Source organism: Nocardioides caeni, from assembly GCF_004912195.1.
GTDB lineage: Bacteria > Actinomycetota > Actinomycetes > Propionibacteriales > Nocardioidaceae > Nocardioides > Nocardioides caeni.
Genome location: NZ_STGW01000001.1, coordinates 349,287 through 366,460, shown reverse-complemented (window position 1 = coordinate 366,460; position 17,174 = coordinate 349,287). Strand labels below are relative to the sequence as shown.

Genomic DNA, 17,174 nt, shown 5'->3' with positions numbered 1-17,174 from the left:
TCACCGGATCGTGAGGGACCGACGACGCGTCCTCCGTCAGTGACCGCCGTGCGCGCCGGCCGGGGCGTCGGCCTTCGGAGGCAGCAGCAGCGACATCGCGACCACCACGAGCCCGATCGTCGCGCCGGCGGCGAACGCCCACTGCAGGCCCCCCATGAACGCCTCTCCGTCAGAGCTGCCGCGCTCGGCGAGGTGCTCGCTGCGGTTGGTCATGATGACGATCAGCAGCGCCGTGCCGATGGCTCCAGCCACCTGCTGCAGCGTGCCCAGCAGCGAGCTGCCGTGGGAGTAGAGTTGCGGCTCGAGGTCACCGAGGCCGATGGTGAAGACCGGCGTGAAGACCGTCGCCAGGCTCGCCATCAGCGCGACGTGCAGCACGACGAGCAGGGCGTACGGCGTCTCGGCGCCGATCCGGCTCAGGGCGAACAGCAGCGCCACCATCACCACCGAGCCCGGGATGACGAGCGGGCGGGCGCCGATGCGGTCGTAGACCTTGCCGACCTGCGGGCCCAGCAGGCCCATGGCGAGGCCGCCCGGCATCACGAGCAGGCCGGTCTGCAGCTCGGTGAGCCCCCGCAGGTTCTGGAAGTAGAGCGGCAGCAGGAGCATCGAGCCGAGGAAGGCCATGAAGCCGGCCGACATCAGCACGAGGGACACCGCGAAGTTGCGGTGCTTCAGGGTCCGCAGGTCCATCAGCGGGGTGTCCGAGCGCTGCAGGCGCAGCTGGTAGAGCGCGAACGCCGCGACGAGCACGACACCGCCGCCGATCAGCAGCGCCGGCTCCGTCCACGCACCGTTGCCGACCTTGCTGAGGCCGTAGACGAACGTGCTGAAGCCACCGGCGGCCAGCACGACGCTCAGCCAGCTCACCGGGCTCTTGGTGGTCTCGCCGACGTTCTCCAGCTGCCGGAAGCCGAACAGCCCGACGAGGACCGCGATCGGCAGCATCACGACGAAGATCAACCGCCACGAGCCGAAGTGCAGCAGGATCCCGGAGACCGCCGGACCGAGGGCGGGCGCGCAGGACATCGCGAGGGTGACCTGGCCCATGACGCGACCACGGTCCTCCGTGGCGACGACCGTCATCAGCGTCGTCATGAGCAGCGGCATCATCACGGCAGTGCCGCCGGCCTGGATGACCCGGCCGACGAGCAGGACACCGAACGTCGGCGCGACCGCGGCCACGAGAGTGCCGGCGACGAACGTCGACATCGCCGTCGCATAGGCCGTGCGGGTGCTGACCCGCTGGAGGAACCATCCCGTGATCGGGATGACCGCCGCCATCGTCAGCATGAAGACGGTCAGGGACCACTGGGCCGTGGTCTCGCTGATCCGGAAGTCCTCCATCAGGCGGGGCACGGCATTGACGAGGGTGGTCTCGTTGAGGATCACCACGAAGGTGGCGGCGACGAGGAGCTTGATCACGAGCGGCGTACGACCAGCAGGCACAGCAGGTGAGGCAAGGTCCTCCTCGAACTCCGCGAGGTCGCCGGTCGCCACCGGCGGGGCGGGTTCGATGGGCGCAGTCATGAGAGGTCCTCTCGGTAGGGCTGGCAGGGGTCAGCGGTGGCCGACCACTGTCGGTGGTGCAGAACGGGAGGGCCGTCGCTTCAACTGTTCGACGAACAGACCGTCCTCGTTTCGACACCGGCGGCGAGGAAAACTCATCGGTGAACCGCACACGCCGGTGGAGACCACAATGATCCCGGACCCAGCGGCATTCCCGCCAATCGTTTAAATCCTCAGCGGGTGAAGACGACCTTGCCGAAGATGTCGCCCTCGGCCATCGCGGCGAAGCCCGCGCGGGCCTCGGTCATCGGCAGCACCCGGTCGATCACGGGCCGCAGGCCCGTGGCGTCGAGCATGGTGACGAGGTGGGCGAGCTCGGCACGGCTGCCCATCGTCGACCCGACCACGCTCAGCTGCAGGAAGAAGATCCGGGTGAGCTCGGCGTCGTCGACGTTGGGCCCCGAGGTGGTGCCCGAGATGACGATCCTGCCTCCTGGCCGCAGCGCCCGGATCGAGTGGGACCACGTCGCCCGACCGACCGTCTCCATCACCGCGTCGACCTTGACGGGGAGTCGCGCGCCGGACTCGAAGACCTCGTGGGCACCGAGCTCGAGCGCCTTGGCCCGCTTGGCCTCGTCACGACTGGTGGCGAACACCCGCAGGCCCCCGGCCCGCGCCAGCGCGATCAGCGCGGTGGCGACGCCACCGCCGGCGCCCTGGACCAGCACGGTCTCGCCGGCCTTGAGGTCACCCTGGACGAACAGCATCCGATAGGCCGTCAGCCAGGCGGTCGGCAGGCAGGCGGCCTCCTCGAAGGACAACGACGCCGGCTTGGGGATCACGTTGCCCTTCGGGACGACGACCTGGTCGGCCAGCGTCCCCTGGAAGCGCTCGGAGAGCAGCGAGCGCCGTGGGTCCAGTGTCTCGTCACCTCGCCAGTCGGGGTCGGAGATGACCGAGTGGACGACGACCTCGTTGCCGTCGGCGTCGATGCCGGCCGCGTCGCAGCCGAGGATCATCGGCAATGCCTCGGCCTTGAGGCCCACGCCGCGCAGCGACCACAGGTCGTGGTGGTTGAGGGAGGCCGCCTTGACGGTGACCGTGGTCCACCCCTCGGGCACGACCGGGTCGGGACGCTCACCGACGACGAGGCCGGTCAGGGGGTCGGAGGCGGAGTTGGCGAAGGAGTCGGCGTAGACAGCGAACACGGGTCCGACCCTAGTCCGGGACCGGGTGCGGCCGCTGCCGCGTCCAGCGTGATCGGCGTCGCGCGCGGGATCGGTGCCGGTTCGAGCCCGGGATCAGGTGCGGGCGACGCCGTCGCGGCGAGCTGCCTCGGCGACCGCTGCGGCCACCGCCGGACCGACCCGCGGGTCGAACGGCGAGGGGATCACGAAGTCCTCCGCGAGGTCGTCGCCCACGAGCGCGGCGAGGGCGTCGGCGGCGGCGACCTTCATCGACTCCGTGATCGCGCTGGCGTGGACGTCGAACGCGCCGCGGAAGATGCCGGGGAAGGCGAGCACGTTGTTGATCTGGTTGGGGAAGTCGGAGCGGCCGGTGGCGACGATCCGCGCGTGGCGGTGCGCCACGTCGGGGTGGACCTCGGGGTTGGGGTTGGCCATCGCGAAGATGATGGCGTCCTCCGCCATGGTCGCCACGACCTCCTCGGGCACGGTGCCGCCCGAGACGCCGATGTAGACGTCGGCGCCGTCGAACGCCTCCGCGAGCGTGCCGCGGCGACCACACTGGTCGGCCGTCAGCTCCGCCAGCGCCTTCTTCGACGGCGTCAGGTCGGTGCGGTCCGAGGAGACGACACCCTTGCGGTCGGTCACGGCGATGTCCTTGACCCCAGCGGCGAGGAGGATCTTCGCGATGGCGACGCCGGCCGCGCCAGCGCCGGAGATGACGACCCGGGTCGACTCGGCCGTGCGCCCGGTCAGGCGCAGCGCGTTGACGAGCGCGGCGAGGGTGACGACCGCCGTACCGTGCTGGTCGTCGTGGAAGACGGGGATGTCGAGGGCAGCCTTGAGACGGTCCTCGATCTCGAAGCAGCGCGGCGCCGAGATGTCCTCCAGGTTGATGCCGCCGAAGCTGGGCGCGAGGCGCACGACCGTCTCGATGATCTCCTCGACGTCGGTCGTCGCGAGGCAGATCGGGACGCCGTCGACGCCACCGAACTGCTTGAAGAGGACGGCCTTGCCCTCCATCACCGGCATGGCGGCGTCCGGGCCGATGTCGCCCAGGCCGAGCACGGCGGTGCCGTCGGTCACGATCGCGACGGTGTTGGGGACCCACGTGTAGTGGCGCGACATCGTCGGGTCGGCGGCGATGGCCTCGCAGACCTCGGCGACGCCAGGGGTGTAGGCGAGGGAGAGCTGGTCCTTCGTGCTCACGTCCGAGGTGGCGACGGTGGCCATCTTGCCGCCGAGGTGCAGGTCGAAAACCGGCTCGCCCGCACGCGGGTGGGAGGAAGGGACATCAGCAGCCACGAGGATCAATGCTCCCACATGCGCCGGGCGGACCGGGCGGCCGTCCGGATGACGAGGATCACAGGAGCCGGGGGCGCGGCCACAGCCTGGCCCGGACGACGCCGACCACGTCCTCGTCCGGGATCGCCCCGCGGTGCCGGGAGTCGACGCCGGCATGGGGGTTGTCGCCCCGCAGCCACCAGCCCGTCGTACGACGTTCCTCGGCGCGCTTGATGACCAGCACGCCGTCGGGGAACCGGGCGAGCACGACCTGTCCTGCGCGCGGCACGACGCCGTAGAGGACGAGGAGCCGGTCACCGGGCCCGAGGGTCGGGCGCATCGACTCGCCGCGCACGAGCGCGACACCCATCCGGCGGCCCGACTCGCGACCGGTCGTTGCGGGCTCCTCCATGCCGAGTAGTGTCGCAGGGCAAGGATTTTTCCAAGGTTGGTTCCCGCCGAACACACCGTCGATATGAAGGAGAGGACCCTCATGTTCTCGCGTCTCCGCAACGCCCTTCTCGCCCCCACCGTCGAGGTCTCCGCCCACTGCGACCTGCCCTGCGGTGTCTACGACCCCGCCCAGGCTCGCATCGAGGCGGAGTCCATCAAGGCCGTCATCGCCAAGGCGAACGACAGCGACGACCCCGACTTCCGCACCCGCGCGGTCCTCATCAAGGAGCAGCGCTCCGAGCTGGTCAAGCACCACCTGTGGGTGCTGTGGACCGACTACTTCAAGCCCCCGCACTTCGAGAAGTACCCCCAGCTGCACACGCTGGTGAACGAGGCCACCAAGCTCGCGGGCGCCACCGGCACCAAGGGCACGATGGACGCCGCGGTCGCCGACCAGCTGCTCGCGAAGATCGACGAGATCGCCGAGATCTTCTGGGAGACGAAGAAGTGAGCCCGAGCCGTCGAGGCCGCCCCCACCGGCCGAAGGCCGCACTCGGGCGGGTTCGACGGCTTGCGGCGAGCGCCTGAGTCGCGCGAGCGCAGCGAGCGCACACCAAGAAGGCCTGACCCGGGACCAACGTCTCGAGTTCGAAGGAGCCGTCCACCGATCGGTGGGCGGCTCCTTCGATTTCCCGCGGGCGGGCCGAAGGTCCCGTCGTACGCCGGGCGCGCACCCCCTGGATGCCCGGCCGACCACTGGCGGCGGGACACCTGTGCCCCCCGCCGACCCAACCCGGAGGGAGACACCCCGCGATGCATCGCGCCGTCATCAAGATTCTCGTCGTCCTGGCCCTGGCCCTGGGGCTCGGCCTCACCTCGGCCTCGGCGTCCAGCGCCGCCCCCGCCGCCGCTCCTGCCGCAAAGGCCGGCGACTGCACCAACCAGGCGTCGGCCGTGGCCGTCGCCCGCCGCAACTACAACCGCCAGGTGAGCCAGCAGCGTCGCGCCCAGCGCGTCCACGCCAACGCCGTGCGGGCCGAGCGGAAGGCGACTGGCCGCAAGGCCAAGCGCGCCGCCCACACGCGGGTCGTCCGCGCCAAGAACCGCGTCGCCGCGGAGCGTCGCGACGTCCGGGTCTCCAAGAACCGCGTGGTCCGCGCCAAGCGCAACCTGAGCAACTGCCGCAACAACGGTGGCCCGGACACCTCGCCGACCTCCAGCCCGATCCAGACGCTGTGCGACGCCGGGCTCCCGCAGACGATCTGCGACGGTCTCGCGTCCCTGCTGCCCACCGGCGGCACGACCGCCAACCCGCTGTCGCTGCTCTGCGCCCAGGTGCCCGAGGCCCAGGCCCTGTGCAACCTGATCTCGACCGGCACCGCGCCCGACCCGCAGGACCTGCTCGAGGTCATTGAGACCGTCCTCGACGACCTCGGCCTGCTCGACCTGATCTCCGGGCTGCTGAACGGCCTCGGCCTCGGCTCGCTGCTGGGCGGCTCGGAGCTCGACGACCTGCTCGACCTGCTGGGCTTCCTCGGCTGAGCCTGGGATCCACCCGCGACGGCGGCCGCACTCCCGAGGGAGTGCGGCCGCCGTTGTCGTAGGCTCGTCCCGACCAGATCCCCTGCCCTCGACAGGAGCGGAATGTCCGAGACGAGCAGCCTTCCCACGTCCGGCACGACGAGCAGCGGCCCGGACACCGTCGGGCTGAGGCTTCCCGCCGACGGCGCCTACGTCTCGGTGCTGCGCACCCTGAGCGCCGGCCTCGCGGCCCGGCTCGACTTCACGATGGACGACATCGAGGACCTCCGGATCGCGGTGTCCGAGGCAGCGGCGATGGTGCTCGACGAGGCCGACGAGGGTGCTGACCTCGACTGCGAGTTCGAGCTCGGCGAGACGGGCATGTCCCTCTCGATCCAGGCCGCCGCTGCCGCTCCGTCAGCCCCGGACTACGAGAACTTCGGGTGGCAGGTGCTGGCGACCCTGACCGCGGATGCCGTGATCGACAGCTCCCCCGGGAGCTACGCCGTCCGCCTGACCGTCCGGACGTCGCTCTCGTCATGACCACCGACCTGTCTCGGGGCGGCGGACGGCCGTCCGTCGAGGAGACCCGACGCCTCAGCGCCGTCTTCTTCCTCCAGTTGCGCGACCCGGACGCCTGGGCCGAGCAGCGGGGAGCGATCGAGGACGAGCTGGCGGCCAGCGACCGCTTCCAGAACCTCTCGAGCAAGGAGCCGCGCGACGCGCTCCTGCTCCTGCACCATCCCCTCGTCGAGCACTGTGCGCGACGCTTCCGCAACCGCGGCGAGCCCTATGAGGACCTGGTGCAGGTCGGCACGATCGGCCTGATCAAGTCGGTCGACCGCTTCGACACCGAGCGTGGCGTCGAGTTCTCCACCTACGCGACGCCGACGATCATCGGCGAGATCAAGCGCTACTTCCGCGACAAGGGCTGGGCGATCCGGGTGCCGCGGCGGCTCCAGGAGCTGCGCATGCAGATCAGCGCCAGTACCGCCGAGCTGACCCAGCGACTGGGCCGCTCCCCCACCGCCCGCGAGCTCGCCGAGGCGATCGGCTGCTCGGTGGAGGAGATCGTCGAGGGTCTGGAGTCGAGCAACGCCTACTCCACGCTGTCCCTCGACGCCACCGACGACGACTCCGACGGCGGCGCCGGGCAGAGCATGCTCGACGCCATCGGCATCGACGACGAGTCGCTCGAGCAGGTCGAGATCCGCGAGTCGGTCAAGCCACTGCTCGAGCAGCTGCCGCCGCGGGAGAAGAAGATCCTCCTGCTGCGCTTCTTCAAGAACATGACCCAGTCGCAGATCGCCGAGGAGATCGGCGTGTCCCAGATGCACGTCTCCCGACTCCTGGCCAAGACCCTCGAGCAGCTGCGGCAGTCGCTCGAGGAGGGCTGAGCGCCCGATCGACTGGCGGCCTGGCCGCCTTAGTCGTCCTGGGTCGGGTCGCGGTCCAGGACCGCGACACTGTCGGGGTGCATGACGCCGGCGAGCGCGATGCCGGCACAGACCACCAGCGCTCCGGCCACCGCCAGGTTGTCCCTCAGGTTCCACGCCAGACCGAGGACGATGAGCTGGGTGAGGAGCACGGGTCCGCGTGCCCACCCCGACCCCCGGTGCAGCCCCCACGCGGCGGCCAGCAGCACCACGCCGTAGATCGCGAAGAACACCGCCACCGAGGTCCCCAGCTCACGCCGATCCGACGAAATGCTGGCGAACTCGAGCACGGAGAGGATGAGCAGCACGATGCCCTCCACCGCCGTCACTGACGCGGCGACGGTCAGCGGCGGTGGGTTCGAGGGGGTCCGTCCAACGGTCGGATCCGGCGTGTCGTTCACGTGGCACACCCTAGGCACAGGCTCGCTCTGGCAGTGTTGTGACCCAACTGACCACCTGAATTGCTTGATTCGCGAAGGATTCCTTGGAAACCTTGCGGAAGCGATCGTGAAGCCGTTCACTTTTGCGGTTTCACGCGTGCCCTGACACCGGGCACCCTGCGTCACGAAGAAAGAGGGCTTTCCCACCCATGGATTGGCGACACCGTTCCGCATGCCTCGACGAGGATCCGGAGCTGTTCTTCCCGATCGGCAACACCGGCCCCGCGATCCTTCAGATCGAGGAGGCCAAGGCTGTGTGCCGACGCTGCGACGTGCGCGAGCAGTGCCTCGCGTGGGCGCTCGAGGCGGGACAGGACCACGGTGTCTGGGGTGGCCTGAGCGAGGACGAGCGACGGGCACTCAAGCGCCGCAACGCTCGCGCCCGCGTCCGCCAGCCTGTCTAGTTCAACTGCGCGAGCGCGTCGTCGCTCCGCTCCGCCGCGCTGCCGCGCCGCCGTCGAGTCCGGCACTCAGCACCTTGGCACGGCGGCAAGCCGACAGTTCGTGGTCACTCATTCGACTGGCAGGCTGATGCCGGCGCGGGTCCCGCCCGCGGCCGCACGCCCCAGGGTCAGGTGACCGCCGAGCTCGGACTCGACGAGGGTGCGCACGATCGACAGGCCGAGGCTGGTGGCCTGGTCCAGGTCGAAGCCGTCCGGCAGACCGCGGCCGTCGTCCTCGACCGCGACGTCGAGGATCGCGCCGTGACGCTCCGCCCGCAGCACGATCTCGCCGGACCCGCCGGCGTCGAAGCCGTGCTCGGCGGCGTTCTGCATCAGCTCCATGACCACCATGGCCAGGGGCGTGGCGATCTCGGAGTCGAGCGTGCCGAAGCTGCCCTCGCGACGCACCCGGACCTGGGCGGTGGTGGAGCCGACGTCGGTGACGAGTTGGGCCAGACGGTCGGCGATGTCGTCGAAGGCCACCGTCTCCTCGACGGCCTGGCTGAGCGTCTCGTGCACCACCGCGATCGAGCCGACGCGTCGCACGGCCTCCTCGAGCGCCGAGGCGGCCTCCGGTGAGTCGATCCGCCGCGCCTGGAGGCGGAGCAGCGCGGCGACGGTCTGGAGGTTGTTCTTCACCCGGTGATGGATCTCGCGGATCGTGGCGTCCTTGGTGATCAGCTCCCGGTCGCGACGACGCAGGTCGGTGACGTCGCGCAGCAGGATCATCGCGCCGATGTGCTCCCCGCGTGGTCGCAGCGGGATCGCGCGGACGATGAGGGACACCCCGTCGCCCGGCCCGCCACCGAGCTCGGTGTCGCGGTGGGCCCGGCCGCCGAGGACGGCACTGAGCGTCTCCTCGTCGGGGCGTCGCTTGGACGGGACGAGCTCGCGCGTCAGGTCGGCGAGGAGGTGCCCGGTCAGGTCGCCGGTCAGGCCGAGCTTGCGGAAGACGGAGAGGCCGTTCGGGCTCGCGAAGGTGACCCGGCCGTCCGCGTCGACCCGGACGAACCCGTCGCCGACCCGCGGTGAGTCGGCGTGGTCGCTGCGCTGGGCAGGGCTGGGGAACGCACCCGCCGCGATCATCGCGGTGAGGTCGGATGCCGCCTGCAGGTAGTTGATCTCGAGCAGGCTCGGGGTGCGTACGCCGAGCAGGTTGGTGTTGCGGCTGATCACCGCGATCACGCGGCCGGCGCGCCGGACCGGGATGGCCTCCACCCGCACCGGCACCTCGTCCCACCACTCCGGGTCACCCTCGCGCGCGATCCGGCCCAGCTCCCAGGCAGCGTCCACGAGCGTGCGCCGCCCGACCGGAAGGAAGGTGCCCACGATGTCGTCGACGTACGCCGTGGGCCCGGTCGTCGGGCGCATCTGCCCGCCTGCCCAGAACCCGCCGCCGTCCCGGTCGGGCAGCCACATGACGAGGTCGGCGAACGAGAGGTCGGCGATGACCTGCCAGTCGGCCTGCAGCAGCTGCAGCCAGGCCAGGTCGGCATCGTCGAGATCGGTGTGACGCCGGACGATGGCGGACAACGTGGGCACGCACACCAACCTAGTGGGGCGTCCGGGAAGTTGTGGAACGGTTGGCATGCTCACGGTGCGCGCATCGCAAGGCGCCGGCGCGCAGCCATACCGGGTCGTCTCGCAAGCGTCGGCAACGCCGCGAGGTGCGTGCCGTGGGTGTGCGAAGCGCACCAGAACTTCCTGGACGCGCCACCAGCGACCGGCCGCCGCGTGGCGGTGGAGCCGTGGCGTCGAGGCCCGACACGTCCACGACACGACAACGTGACAGGCCCGGGTCCCGGTGGTTGAGGACGTTTGGCAAGATGGCCCCGGGAGCGCCGTGCGGCGGCCTCCCGCATGGGGGCGCAGGGGATTTCGGGCAGTTGGCCGCGTGGAGGGTGAACAGGGTGTCGGTCGACTGGGCGCGCCTGCAGCAACGACTGCGGCAGGGTGAGCGAAACCCGCCGGACGAGCATCGACTCACCGACCTCACCACGCAGCTCACCAGGATGCTCGGCGACCCGGACCCCGCCGTCCGCGACGGTCTGGCCTATCCGTTCCTGGCCACCTGGACCGAGCACGGCGTCTACGACGACCTGCTCGCGGGGCTCGGCGACGGCATGTGTGCCGGGCTCGAGACCGGCCTCGGCGAGCAGGGCACCGACACCGTCTTCCGCCGCAGCTTCTCGGCGCTCGTCCTGGCCGAGTGCATCGACCGCGACACCCGCGCACGCCGCCAGCCGCCGTCGCGGATCCTGGCGTGGGGTGACCGGATCGCCGCCTGGTGGGTTCGGGAGCGCGACCTGCGCGGGTTCGTCCCCGGCAAGGGTTGGGCGCACGCTGGTGCCCACGGGGCCGACGCGATCGGTGCACTGGCCCGCTCCCCGCACTTCACCACCACCGAGCTCACGGTGCTCCTCGACGTCGTCGCCGACCGCGTCCTCGACCCCGCGACGCCGCCGCTTCACCATGGCGAGCCCGACCGCATCGCCCACGCCGTGCTGGAGATCCTGCGCCGCGACCGGGTCCCGCTGTCGATCCTCGAGCCATGGGTGGCACGCATCGAGAGCGGCGCGCGACAACGCTCCCGCCGCGGCACCGACCCGTTCCTCACGGTCGGCAACGCCCAGGCGCTGCTGCGCTCCCTCTATCTGCAGCTCACGATCTCCCCGCACCACCCCGCGGTGCGGCCCGACCTGCTGCTGACCCTCGTCGCCTCCCTGCGTCGCGTCCACCCGGAGTTCCTCGACCGCTGAGCGTGGATCCAGGCTGAGCCTCCCGTCGGGCGGACGGGGTGGCTAGTGGCGCACTAGGGTGCCAGCGTGACCTCCACCACTCCCCCGACCCGTCCCGAGGCACCCGGGTCGCTCAGTGGGCACGCCGGTGAGATCGCCGTCGCGGTCGCCCAGGCGCACGGCGTCGACACGATGTTCACGCTGTCGGGGGCCCACGTGTTCCCGATGTACGACGGCGCGGTGAAGTCGGCCGAGAGCGAGCGACCGGTGCGTCTGGTCGACGTACGCCACGAGCAGACGGCGGCGTTCGCGGCCGAGGCGACCGGCAAGCTGACCCGGGTGCCGGGGCTGGCGGTGCTGACGGCCGGGCCGGGCGTCACCAACGGGGTGAGCGCGATGGCCCAGGCGCGCTTCGCCGGGTCACCGATGGTGGTCGTCGGCGGCCGGGCACCCAACAACCGCTGGGGCACCGGGGCGCTCCAGGAGATCGACCACCTGCCGATCGTGGCGCCGGTGACCAAGCACGCCGCGACGCTGATGACCGCCGATGACGTCGCCACGGGCTTCGACACCGCCTTCCGCCTGGCGCGCTCCTCGCACCGCGGGCCCACCTACGTCGACGTGCCGATGGACGAGTTCTTCAATGTCGGCAGCGGGCCCCGCACGGCAGGCGGCGACGTCGCCGGTGAGACGCCGGACTCCGATGCGGTCGGCCGGATCGCCGACCTGGTCGCGGCCGCCGAGCGCCCCGTGCTGGTCCTCGGCACCGACGTGTGGGCCGACCACGCGGAGGAGGCCGCGCTCCGCCTCGTCGAGGAGATGCGGCTGCCCGCCATCACCAACGGCATGGGCCGCGGCGTGATCCCCGGTGGCCATCCCCTGCTCGTCACCAAGGCGCGCGGCGCCGCGCTCGGTGGCGCCGACCTCGTCGTCGTCGTGGGCACCCCGCTGGACTTCCGGCTCGGCTACGGGATCTTCGGCGGCCAGGACGGTACGACGCCCGCGCAGGTCGTCCACGTCGCCGACTCCGCCGACCAGGTCTCGGGCCACGCAGCCCTGGCGGCGTCGGTCTCCGGTGACCTCACCACCGTCCTCGACGGACTGCTGGTGGCCCTCTCCGGCCGCCGGCAGCCGGACCGGAGCGCCTGGGTGTCCCGCCTCCAGGACACCGTCGCCCAGGCCAGCGCCCGTGATGCCGAGCTGCTCGGCGCCGAGGCGGACCCGATCCACCCCGCGCGGATCTACGGCGAGCTGGTGCCGCGACTGGCCGACGACGCCGTCGTGATCGGCGACGGCGGGGACTTCGTGTCGTTCGCCGGCAAGTTCGTCGAGCCGAAGCGCCCGGGCTGCTGGCTCGATCCCGGCCCCTACGGCTGCCTCGGCGCCGGCCTGGGTGCGGCGATCGCCGCGCGGATCGCGCGCCCGTCGGCGCAGGTCGTGCTGCTCCTCGGCGACGGCGCGGCCGGCTTCTCGCTGATGGACGTCGACACCCTCGTGCGGCACGACCTGCCGGTGGTGATGGTCATGGGCAACAACTCCGCCTGGGGCCTGGAGAAGGGGCCGATGCAGATGCTCTACGGCTACGACGTCGCTGCCGACCTCGCGCAGCGCACGGCGTACGACCAGGTCGTCGGCGCCCTCGGCGGCGCGGGCGAGACGGTGGCCGACCCCCGGCAGATCGGCGCCGCACTGGATCGTGGCTTCGCCGCCGGCGCCCCCTATCTCGTCAACGTCATCACCGACGTCGACGCGCCCTACCCGCGCTCGACGTTCGGCATCTGAGGACCACGATGGAGGCCACGTTGACCTTCACCGTCACCGACGCCGACACGGCGCTGGCGGTCGGCTCGGGCAGCCTGCCCGTGCTCGGCACGCCGCGCCTGCTGGCCTGGTGCGAGGCCGCGACCTGTGCGGCGATCGATGCCGAGCTGCCCGAGGGATCGACCAGCGTCGGGACCCGGATCGAGCTCGAGCACCTCGCGGCGACCGCCGTCGGCGGCGACGTCGCCATCCTCGCCCGTCAGGTCCATGCCGACGGGCGGCTGCGCCGCTTCGCCGTCTCCGCCCGCGATATCGCCCCCGACGGCCGGCCAGGCAAGGTGGTCGCGTCGGGCGAGGTCACCCGGGTCGTCGTCGACACCGAGCGCTTCCTCGCCCGCCTCGGCGGCTGAGCACCGAGACGGGCGAGGAAACCGGTCTGCCTACAGCAGTCGCTTGGGAGCGACCGTCGACGACGGCTGCCACCGGGTGCTGCCGGCGTAGGAGACCTTGACCGACGAGGCGAGCAGCAGGTTGATCACGCCGGCGTCGTTGGGGCGGCAGCGCACCAGCCCGTTGGCGTCACTGGTCGCGGTGCAGACCACGGGGTCGTTGAGCAGCGTGTTGGTCGCCCGGAAGGTGACCGTCGCGCCACTCACCGGCACGGCCGGGAAGCCGCCGGTCAGCATCGCCGTCAGCTCCCGGTTGAGCAGGACACCGCTGACATAGACCACCGGGCTGCCCACCAGGGACGTCGCCCCCTTGCCGACGGTCAGGGACAGCACCTGCGTGTCGCTGGAGTGCGGCGTGCCGCCGTCGGTCACCTTGACCGTGAACGTCGCGGTGCCCGGGTTGCCAGTCGGCGTGCCGACGACCCGGCCGTCCGCCGTCAGCTGAAGGCCCGCCGGGAGCGAGCCCGCCGCCAGCGAGAACGCGTACGGCGCGTCACCGCCCTCGAACGCCAGGGGCACGTCATAGGCCGTGGCCACGGCGGCGTCCGGCAGCGACGTCGTCAGGATCTGGACCGGCGGGACCACCGTCACCTGCACCTCGAGCTCGGCAGGCATGCCGACGCCGTTGGTCGCGCGGACGGTCACCGTGCGCGTGCCGACCACGGTCGTCGTACCGGCCAGGGTGGCCGTCCCGTCGCCGTTGTCGGTGAAGGTGATGCCGGCCGGGAGCGGGCCCACGACACTCAGCGCCGCCACCGGGAACCCGCTGGCTGCGTAGGTGACCGAGTCGGCACGGCCGGACACGAAGCGCACAGCGGCCGGGCCGGCCACCGCGGTCGCCTCCTCGACGGTCAGCGTCGTGTGGGCCGACGCGTCGTCGCCGATCCCGTTGGTCGCGGAGAGAGCGACCTCGTGCACGCCGCCGGTGCCCGGCTCCGGCGTGCCGGTGATCGCCCCGCCCTCGATGCCGAGACCGCTCGGCAGGCCGGTCGCGGTGACGACCGGCGCCGGGAAGCCGCCCACTCCGAGGTCGATGCTGCCGGCCGTGCCGACCCGTGCCGTCGCCACCGCCGGGGCACCGAGGTAGGGCGCCTCGTTGACGGTCAGCGCGAAGGGCCAGGTGGCGTCCGGGGCTGTCCCGTTGCTGCCCGTCACGGTGATGTCGTACTCGCCACCGGTGGTCGGCGCCGGCGTGCCGGCCAGGGTGGCCGTGCCGTCCCCGTTGTCCGTGAGCTCCACGCCGGCGGGCAGGTCGCTGTCGGTCGACAAGGTCGCCACCGGGTGGCCACCGGTCTGCTCGAAGACGTCCGGTCCGCCCGGCTCGCCCACGGTGTAGGTGGAGGCGCTGGGACCGCTGAGGCTGGGCGCCTCGGCGATCTCGACCTCGATCTCCGCACCCGCCTGACCGGCCTCGTTGCTCGCGGTGACCGTCACCGTGTGCACCCCGCCGGTGCCGGCGGCCGGCGTGCCGGCGAGGGTGCCGGTGCCGTCGCCGTTGTCGGTGAACGTCAGGCCGGCCGGCACGCCCGTGGCGGCCAGTGTCGGCTGCGGGGAGCCCGTCGTCGTCGCCGTGGCCGCCGGGTTCGCCGGGCTGCCGACCGTGAGGTCGACGTGGGTCGGTGCCTCGACGGTCGGGGCGGCCTGGACGCGCTCGACGGCGCCGATGTCGCACTTCGCGCCCTGCGGGCGGGCCGTGCCGCGCTGGTCGGTGCCGGCGGCGCAGGTCAGCCGGTCGAGCAGCGGACTCGCCGCGGAGGGCAGCTGGGTCCTCGTCGGGCCGCCGTTGTCGGCGAGGGCGCCGAGCTTCGGCTCAGTCGAAGGGGCGACGCCGCAGCCCGCGTCGCCGGGCGCGGCGTGCAGTCCCGCGTTGGCGATGACCGGGCCCGAGCACGCCTTGGGCGTGTTGCCGGCGAAGACGGTGCCGCTCACTCCCCCGCCACCGGGTGCGGTGACCGCGAGGGCGCCCGCTCCGCCGGCCGCGGCCGCGTTGCCGGTGATCGTGCTGTCGGTGATCGTCACCGGACGACCGACCTGCTTGATCGCGCCGTCCTGCGAGGCACTGGCGTTGCCCGTGACCGTGCTGCGGGAGATGGTCGCGGTGTTCGCCGTGACCGAGGCGCCCGACTGGACAAGGAGAGCGGACCCGCCGTGGGCCTGGTTGTGGGACAGCGTGCTGGCGTCGACCTGCAGCGTCGTGGTGACGCCCGCGGTGTTGCTGCCGCTGTAGATCGCACCGCCCAGGCCGTTGACGGTGAAGGCCTTGTTGGCGTCGAGGGTGGTCCGGTCGATGGCGAGGTTGCCGGAGTTGAAGACACCGCCGCCACCGAGGGAGGTCGCGGTGTTGCCGGACACCGAGGAGCGAGAGATGGTGGCCGTCGCGCCGTCACCGACGATGAGGCCGCCGCCGGCGAGCGCGGAGTTGCCGTCCACCCGGCCGCCCGTCACGGACAGCGTGCCCTTGGTGAGGTTCTGCAGGCCGCCGCCGACGAAGGCGGCGGAGTTGCCCGTCACGACGGTGTCGACGAGGGTGGCGGTCGGCGTGTCCGTCGCGACGGTCGAGCCGTTGGTGAGCCCACCGCCCTGGTAGGACGCGTCGTTGCCGCTGATCTCGGAGTCCCGGACCGTGATCGCACCCGCGTTGAAGACACCGGCACCGCTCTGTGAGGTGTTGTCGGAGAGGGTGCTGTTGCGGATCGTGGTCGTCACGTTCGCCGTGGTGTAGAGCGCACCGCCGGCGGCGGGGGCACTGTTGCCGGTCAGCTCGACGTCGTCCAGCGTCACCGCGGTCGGGACGGTCGCCGTGGCGGGGGCATAGATCGCGCCGCCGTAGTTGCTCGTGGCCGTGTTGCCGGTCATCGAGCCACCGGTCAGCGTCAGACCCGCGGCCGGGTAGATGCCGCCGCCGGCGAGAGCAGTGTTGGCGTCGAAGTCCAGGCCCGTCCCGGTCACGGGCTGGCCCGAGGCAAGGCCGCCACCGATGGCGGCCGTGTTGGACACGAAGTCGTTGTCGGCCAGGGTCAGCGCCGTGCCGTTGTGGTAGATCCCGCCGCCGTAGCTCGTCACACCGGGGCCCGTCGCGTCGTTGTCGCGCAGCTCGGAGTTGCGCACGACGGCCGTGCCGATGCTGAAGACGCCGCCGCCGAGCCCCAGCGCCTTGCCCGCGCCGTCGGCCACGTTGTTGCGGACGTCGACATCGTCGAGCGTCAGTGTGGTGCCCGCGCCGACGTAGACGCCTCCGCCCCAGCCGAGGTTCGCGCCGGTCGCCGTCGCCCGGTTGCCACTGATCTGCCCGCGGGTCATCGTCAGCGAGGCGCCGGTGGAGGGCCACAGCAGAGCGCCGCCACCGGCGGTGGAGGTGCTGTTGGTGATCGACACGTCGGTGGCACGCACGTTGCCCACCACGATCGGCAGCGCCCCGCCGGTCTGGTAGCTGCCGCCGGTGAGGGTGAGGTTCTGCAGCTCGAGCGTCCCGGCGACCTGCACGGCGAGCGCCCATCCGGCCGTGGTGCTGCTGCTGCCCACCAGCGTTGCGCCGCCACCGGTGCCGATGATCCGGGCCGGCTTCGTCACGAACGGCCGATCGGCGTAGGTGCCCGGAGCGACGTTGATGGTGTCCCCGGCCTGGAAGCCCGCCTTGGCGAGTGCTCCCGTGATCGTGGCGCAGGGGGCTGCCGCGCTGAGACAGCTCGCGGCGTTGCTGCCGCCAGGAGCGACGAACCACGGTCCGGCGGCGCGGGCAGGCGACGCAGCGAGCACGCCGCCGAGCGAGCTGCTGAGGGCCAGCGCGGCGGCGGCCAGCAGTGTCGTACGACGACGGCGCGGCCGCCCGTGACGGTGGCGGGGCTGGGGGGACCTGGACGATCGGACCGGCATGGTGGGCCTCGGCGGGAGTCGACCCGAGAAGGGGAGCAGTCGCGTGACCGTAACATCACGTGACGCCCGTCACGGCCGATTCGGCGAAGCGTCTGTGCCGGGGCCGATTTTCGCACCGGGCGCTGACCTGAGAGACTGGGCCG

15 protein-coding genes are annotated in these 17,174 nt (G+C 71.8%); 8 read left to right on the top strand and 7 right to left on the bottom strand.

Features of this window, described 5'->3' with window-relative positions; all coding sequences use genetic code 11:
* Positions 1-36: 36 nt before the first annotated feature.
* The 4 genes from E9934_RS01825 to sodX form a co-directional block, all read right to left on the bottom strand.
* Positions 37-1,530: an MDR family MFS transporter gene (locus tag E9934_RS01825; protein WP_136561106.1), complete on the bottom strand. Its 1,494-nt coding sequence runs from the start codon at positions 1,528-1,530 to the stop codon at positions 37-39.
* Positions 1,531-1,742: 212 nt separating this feature from the next.
* Positions 1,743-2,717 carry a zinc-binding dehydrogenase gene (locus E9934_RS01820; RefSeq protein WP_136561105.1) on the bottom strand — a complete coding sequence of 325 codons (975 nt, stop codon included), beginning with the start codon at positions 2,715-2,717 and terminating at the stop codon, positions 1,743-1,745.
* 93 nt (positions 2,718-2,810) lie between these two features.
* Positions 2,811-3,926 (bottom strand): NAD(P)-dependent malic enzyme, encoded by a 1,116-nt coding sequence (locus E9934_RS01815; RefSeq protein WP_136561480.1) that lies wholly within the window; start codon positions 3,924-3,926, stop codon positions 2,811-2,813.
* A gap of 130 nt (positions 3,927-4,056) precedes the next feature.
* The gene (sodX, locus tag E9934_RS01810; RefSeq protein WP_202977157.1) at positions 4,057-4,389 is read right to left on the bottom strand and encodes a nickel-type superoxide dismutase maturation protease; all 333 of its coding nucleotides are present in this window, start codon (positions 4,387-4,389) and stop codon (positions 4,057-4,059) included.
* A gap of 81 nt (positions 4,390-4,470) precedes the next feature.
* On the opposite strand from sodX, the gene sodN reads away from it, so the two are divergent.
* The 4 genes from sodN to E9934_RS01790 all read left to right on the top strand — a co-directional run bounded on the left by sodN (position 4,471) and on the right by E9934_RS01790 (position 7,288).
* Positions 4,471-4,881 carry a superoxide dismutase, Ni gene (gene sodN / locus E9934_RS01805; RefSeq protein WP_136561104.1) on the top strand — a complete coding sequence of 137 codons (411 nt, stop codon included), beginning with the start codon at positions 4,471-4,473 and terminating at the stop codon, positions 4,879-4,881.
* A gap of 302 nt (positions 4,882-5,183) precedes the next feature.
* Complete coding sequence (locus E9934_RS01800; RefSeq protein WP_136561103.1) at positions 5,184-5,912, top strand: hypothetical protein; 729 nt, start codon at positions 5,184-5,186, stop codon at positions 5,910-5,912.
* Positions 5,913-6,014: 102 nt separating this feature from the next.
* Complete coding sequence (locus E9934_RS01795) at positions 6,015-6,434, top strand: ATP-binding protein (RefSeq protein WP_238694691.1); 420 nt, start codon at positions 6,015-6,017, stop codon at positions 6,432-6,434.
* Positions 6,431-7,288, top strand: coding sequence for an RNA polymerase sigma factor SigF (locus E9934_RS01790; RefSeq protein WP_136561102.1), 858 nt, complete (start codon positions 6,431-6,433; stop codon positions 7,286-7,288). Before E9934_RS01795 ends, E9934_RS01790 begins: the two co-directional genes overlap by 4 nt.
* A gap of 29 nt (positions 7,289-7,317) precedes the next feature.
* Here E9934_RS01790 and E9934_RS01785 read toward each other — a convergent pair whose 3' ends face one another.
* Positions 7,318-7,728, bottom strand: coding sequence for a hypothetical protein (locus E9934_RS01785; RefSeq protein WP_136561101.1), 411 nt, complete (start codon positions 7,726-7,728; stop codon positions 7,318-7,320).
* A gap of 188 nt (positions 7,729-7,916) precedes the next feature.
* On the opposite strand from E9934_RS01785, the gene E9934_RS01780 reads away from it, so the two are divergent.
* Entirely contained in the window at positions 7,917-8,171 is a 255-nt protein-coding gene (locus E9934_RS01780) for a WhiB family transcriptional regulator (protein ID WP_028655649.1), read from the top strand.
* 108 nt (positions 8,172-8,279) lie between these two features.
* On the opposite strand, the gene E9934_RS01775 is transcribed toward E9934_RS01780, so the two are convergent.
* On the bottom strand, positions 8,280-9,752 hold the full coding sequence (locus E9934_RS01775) for a sensor histidine kinase (RefSeq protein ID WP_136561100.1): 1,473 nt from the start codon (positions 9,750-9,752) through the stop codon (positions 8,280-8,282).
* A gap of 368 nt (positions 9,753-10,120) precedes the next feature.
* Here E9934_RS01775 and E9934_RS01770 point away from each other — a divergent pair, with 368 nt between their 5' ends.
* The 3 genes from E9934_RS01770 to E9934_RS01760 all read left to right on the top strand — a co-directional run bounded on the left by E9934_RS01770 (position 10,121) and on the right by E9934_RS01760 (position 13,119).
* Positions 10,121-10,969, top strand: coding sequence for a DUF2785 domain-containing protein (locus E9934_RS01770; RefSeq protein WP_238694690.1), 849 nt, complete (start codon positions 10,121-10,123; stop codon positions 10,967-10,969).
* 66 nt (positions 10,970-11,035) lie between these two features.
* Entirely contained in the window at positions 11,036-12,730 is a 1,695-nt protein-coding gene (locus E9934_RS01765) for an acetolactate synthase (RefSeq protein WP_136561098.1), read from the top strand.
* An 8-nt stretch (positions 12,731-12,738) separates the two neighbouring features.
* Positions 12,739-13,119: a thioesterase family protein gene (locus E9934_RS01760; RefSeq protein WP_136561097.1), complete on the top strand. Its 381-nt coding sequence runs from the start codon at positions 12,739-12,741 to the stop codon at positions 13,117-13,119.
* A 30-nt stretch (positions 13,120-13,149) separates the two neighbouring features.
* On the opposite strand, the gene E9934_RS01755 is transcribed toward E9934_RS01760, so the two are convergent.
* Positions 13,150-17,031: a beta strand repeat-containing protein gene (locus tag E9934_RS01755; RefSeq protein WP_136561096.1), complete on the bottom strand. Its 3,882-nt coding sequence runs from the start codon at positions 17,029-17,031 to the stop codon at positions 13,150-13,152.
* Positions 17,032-17,174 lie beyond the last annotated feature (143 nt).

Coding starts and splice junctions, on each gene's coding strand:
- E9934_RS01795 (WP_238694691.1), top strand. CDS start 6,015: ATGTCCGAGACGAGCAGCCTTCCCACGTCCGGCACGACGAGCAGCGGC.
- E9934_RS01800 (WP_136561103.1), top strand. CDS start 5,184: ATGCATCGCGCCGTCATCAAGATTCTCGTCGTCCTGGCCCTGGCCCTG.
- E9934_RS01760 (WP_136561097.1), top strand. CDS start 12,739: ATGGAGGCCACGTTGACCTTCACCGTCACCGACGCCGACACGGCGCTG.
- E9934_RS01825 (WP_136561106.1), bottom strand. CDS start 1,530: ATGACTGCGCCCATCGAACCCGCCCCGCCGGTGGCGACCGGCGACCTC.
- E9934_RS01790 (WP_136561102.1), top strand. CDS start 6,431: ATGACCACCGACCTGTCTCGGGGCGGCGGACGGCCGTCCGTCGAGGAG.
- E9934_RS01755 (WP_136561096.1), bottom strand. CDS start 17,031: ATGCCGGTCCGATCGTCCAGGTCCCCCCAGCCCCGCCACCGTCACGGG.
- E9934_RS01780 (WP_028655649.1), top strand. CDS start 7,917: ATGGATTGGCGACACCGTTCCGCATGCCTCGACGAGGATCCGGAGCTG.
- sodX (WP_202977157.1), bottom strand. CDS start 4,389: ATGGAGGAGCCCGCAACGACCGGTCGCGAGTCGGGCCGCCGGATGGGT.
- E9934_RS01815 (WP_136561480.1), bottom strand. CDS start 3,926: ATGGCCACCGTCGCCACCTCGGACGTGAGCACGAAGGACCAGCTCTCC.
- sodN (WP_136561104.1), top strand. CDS start 4,471: ATGTTCTCGCGTCTCCGCAACGCCCTTCTCGCCCCCACCGTCGAGGTC.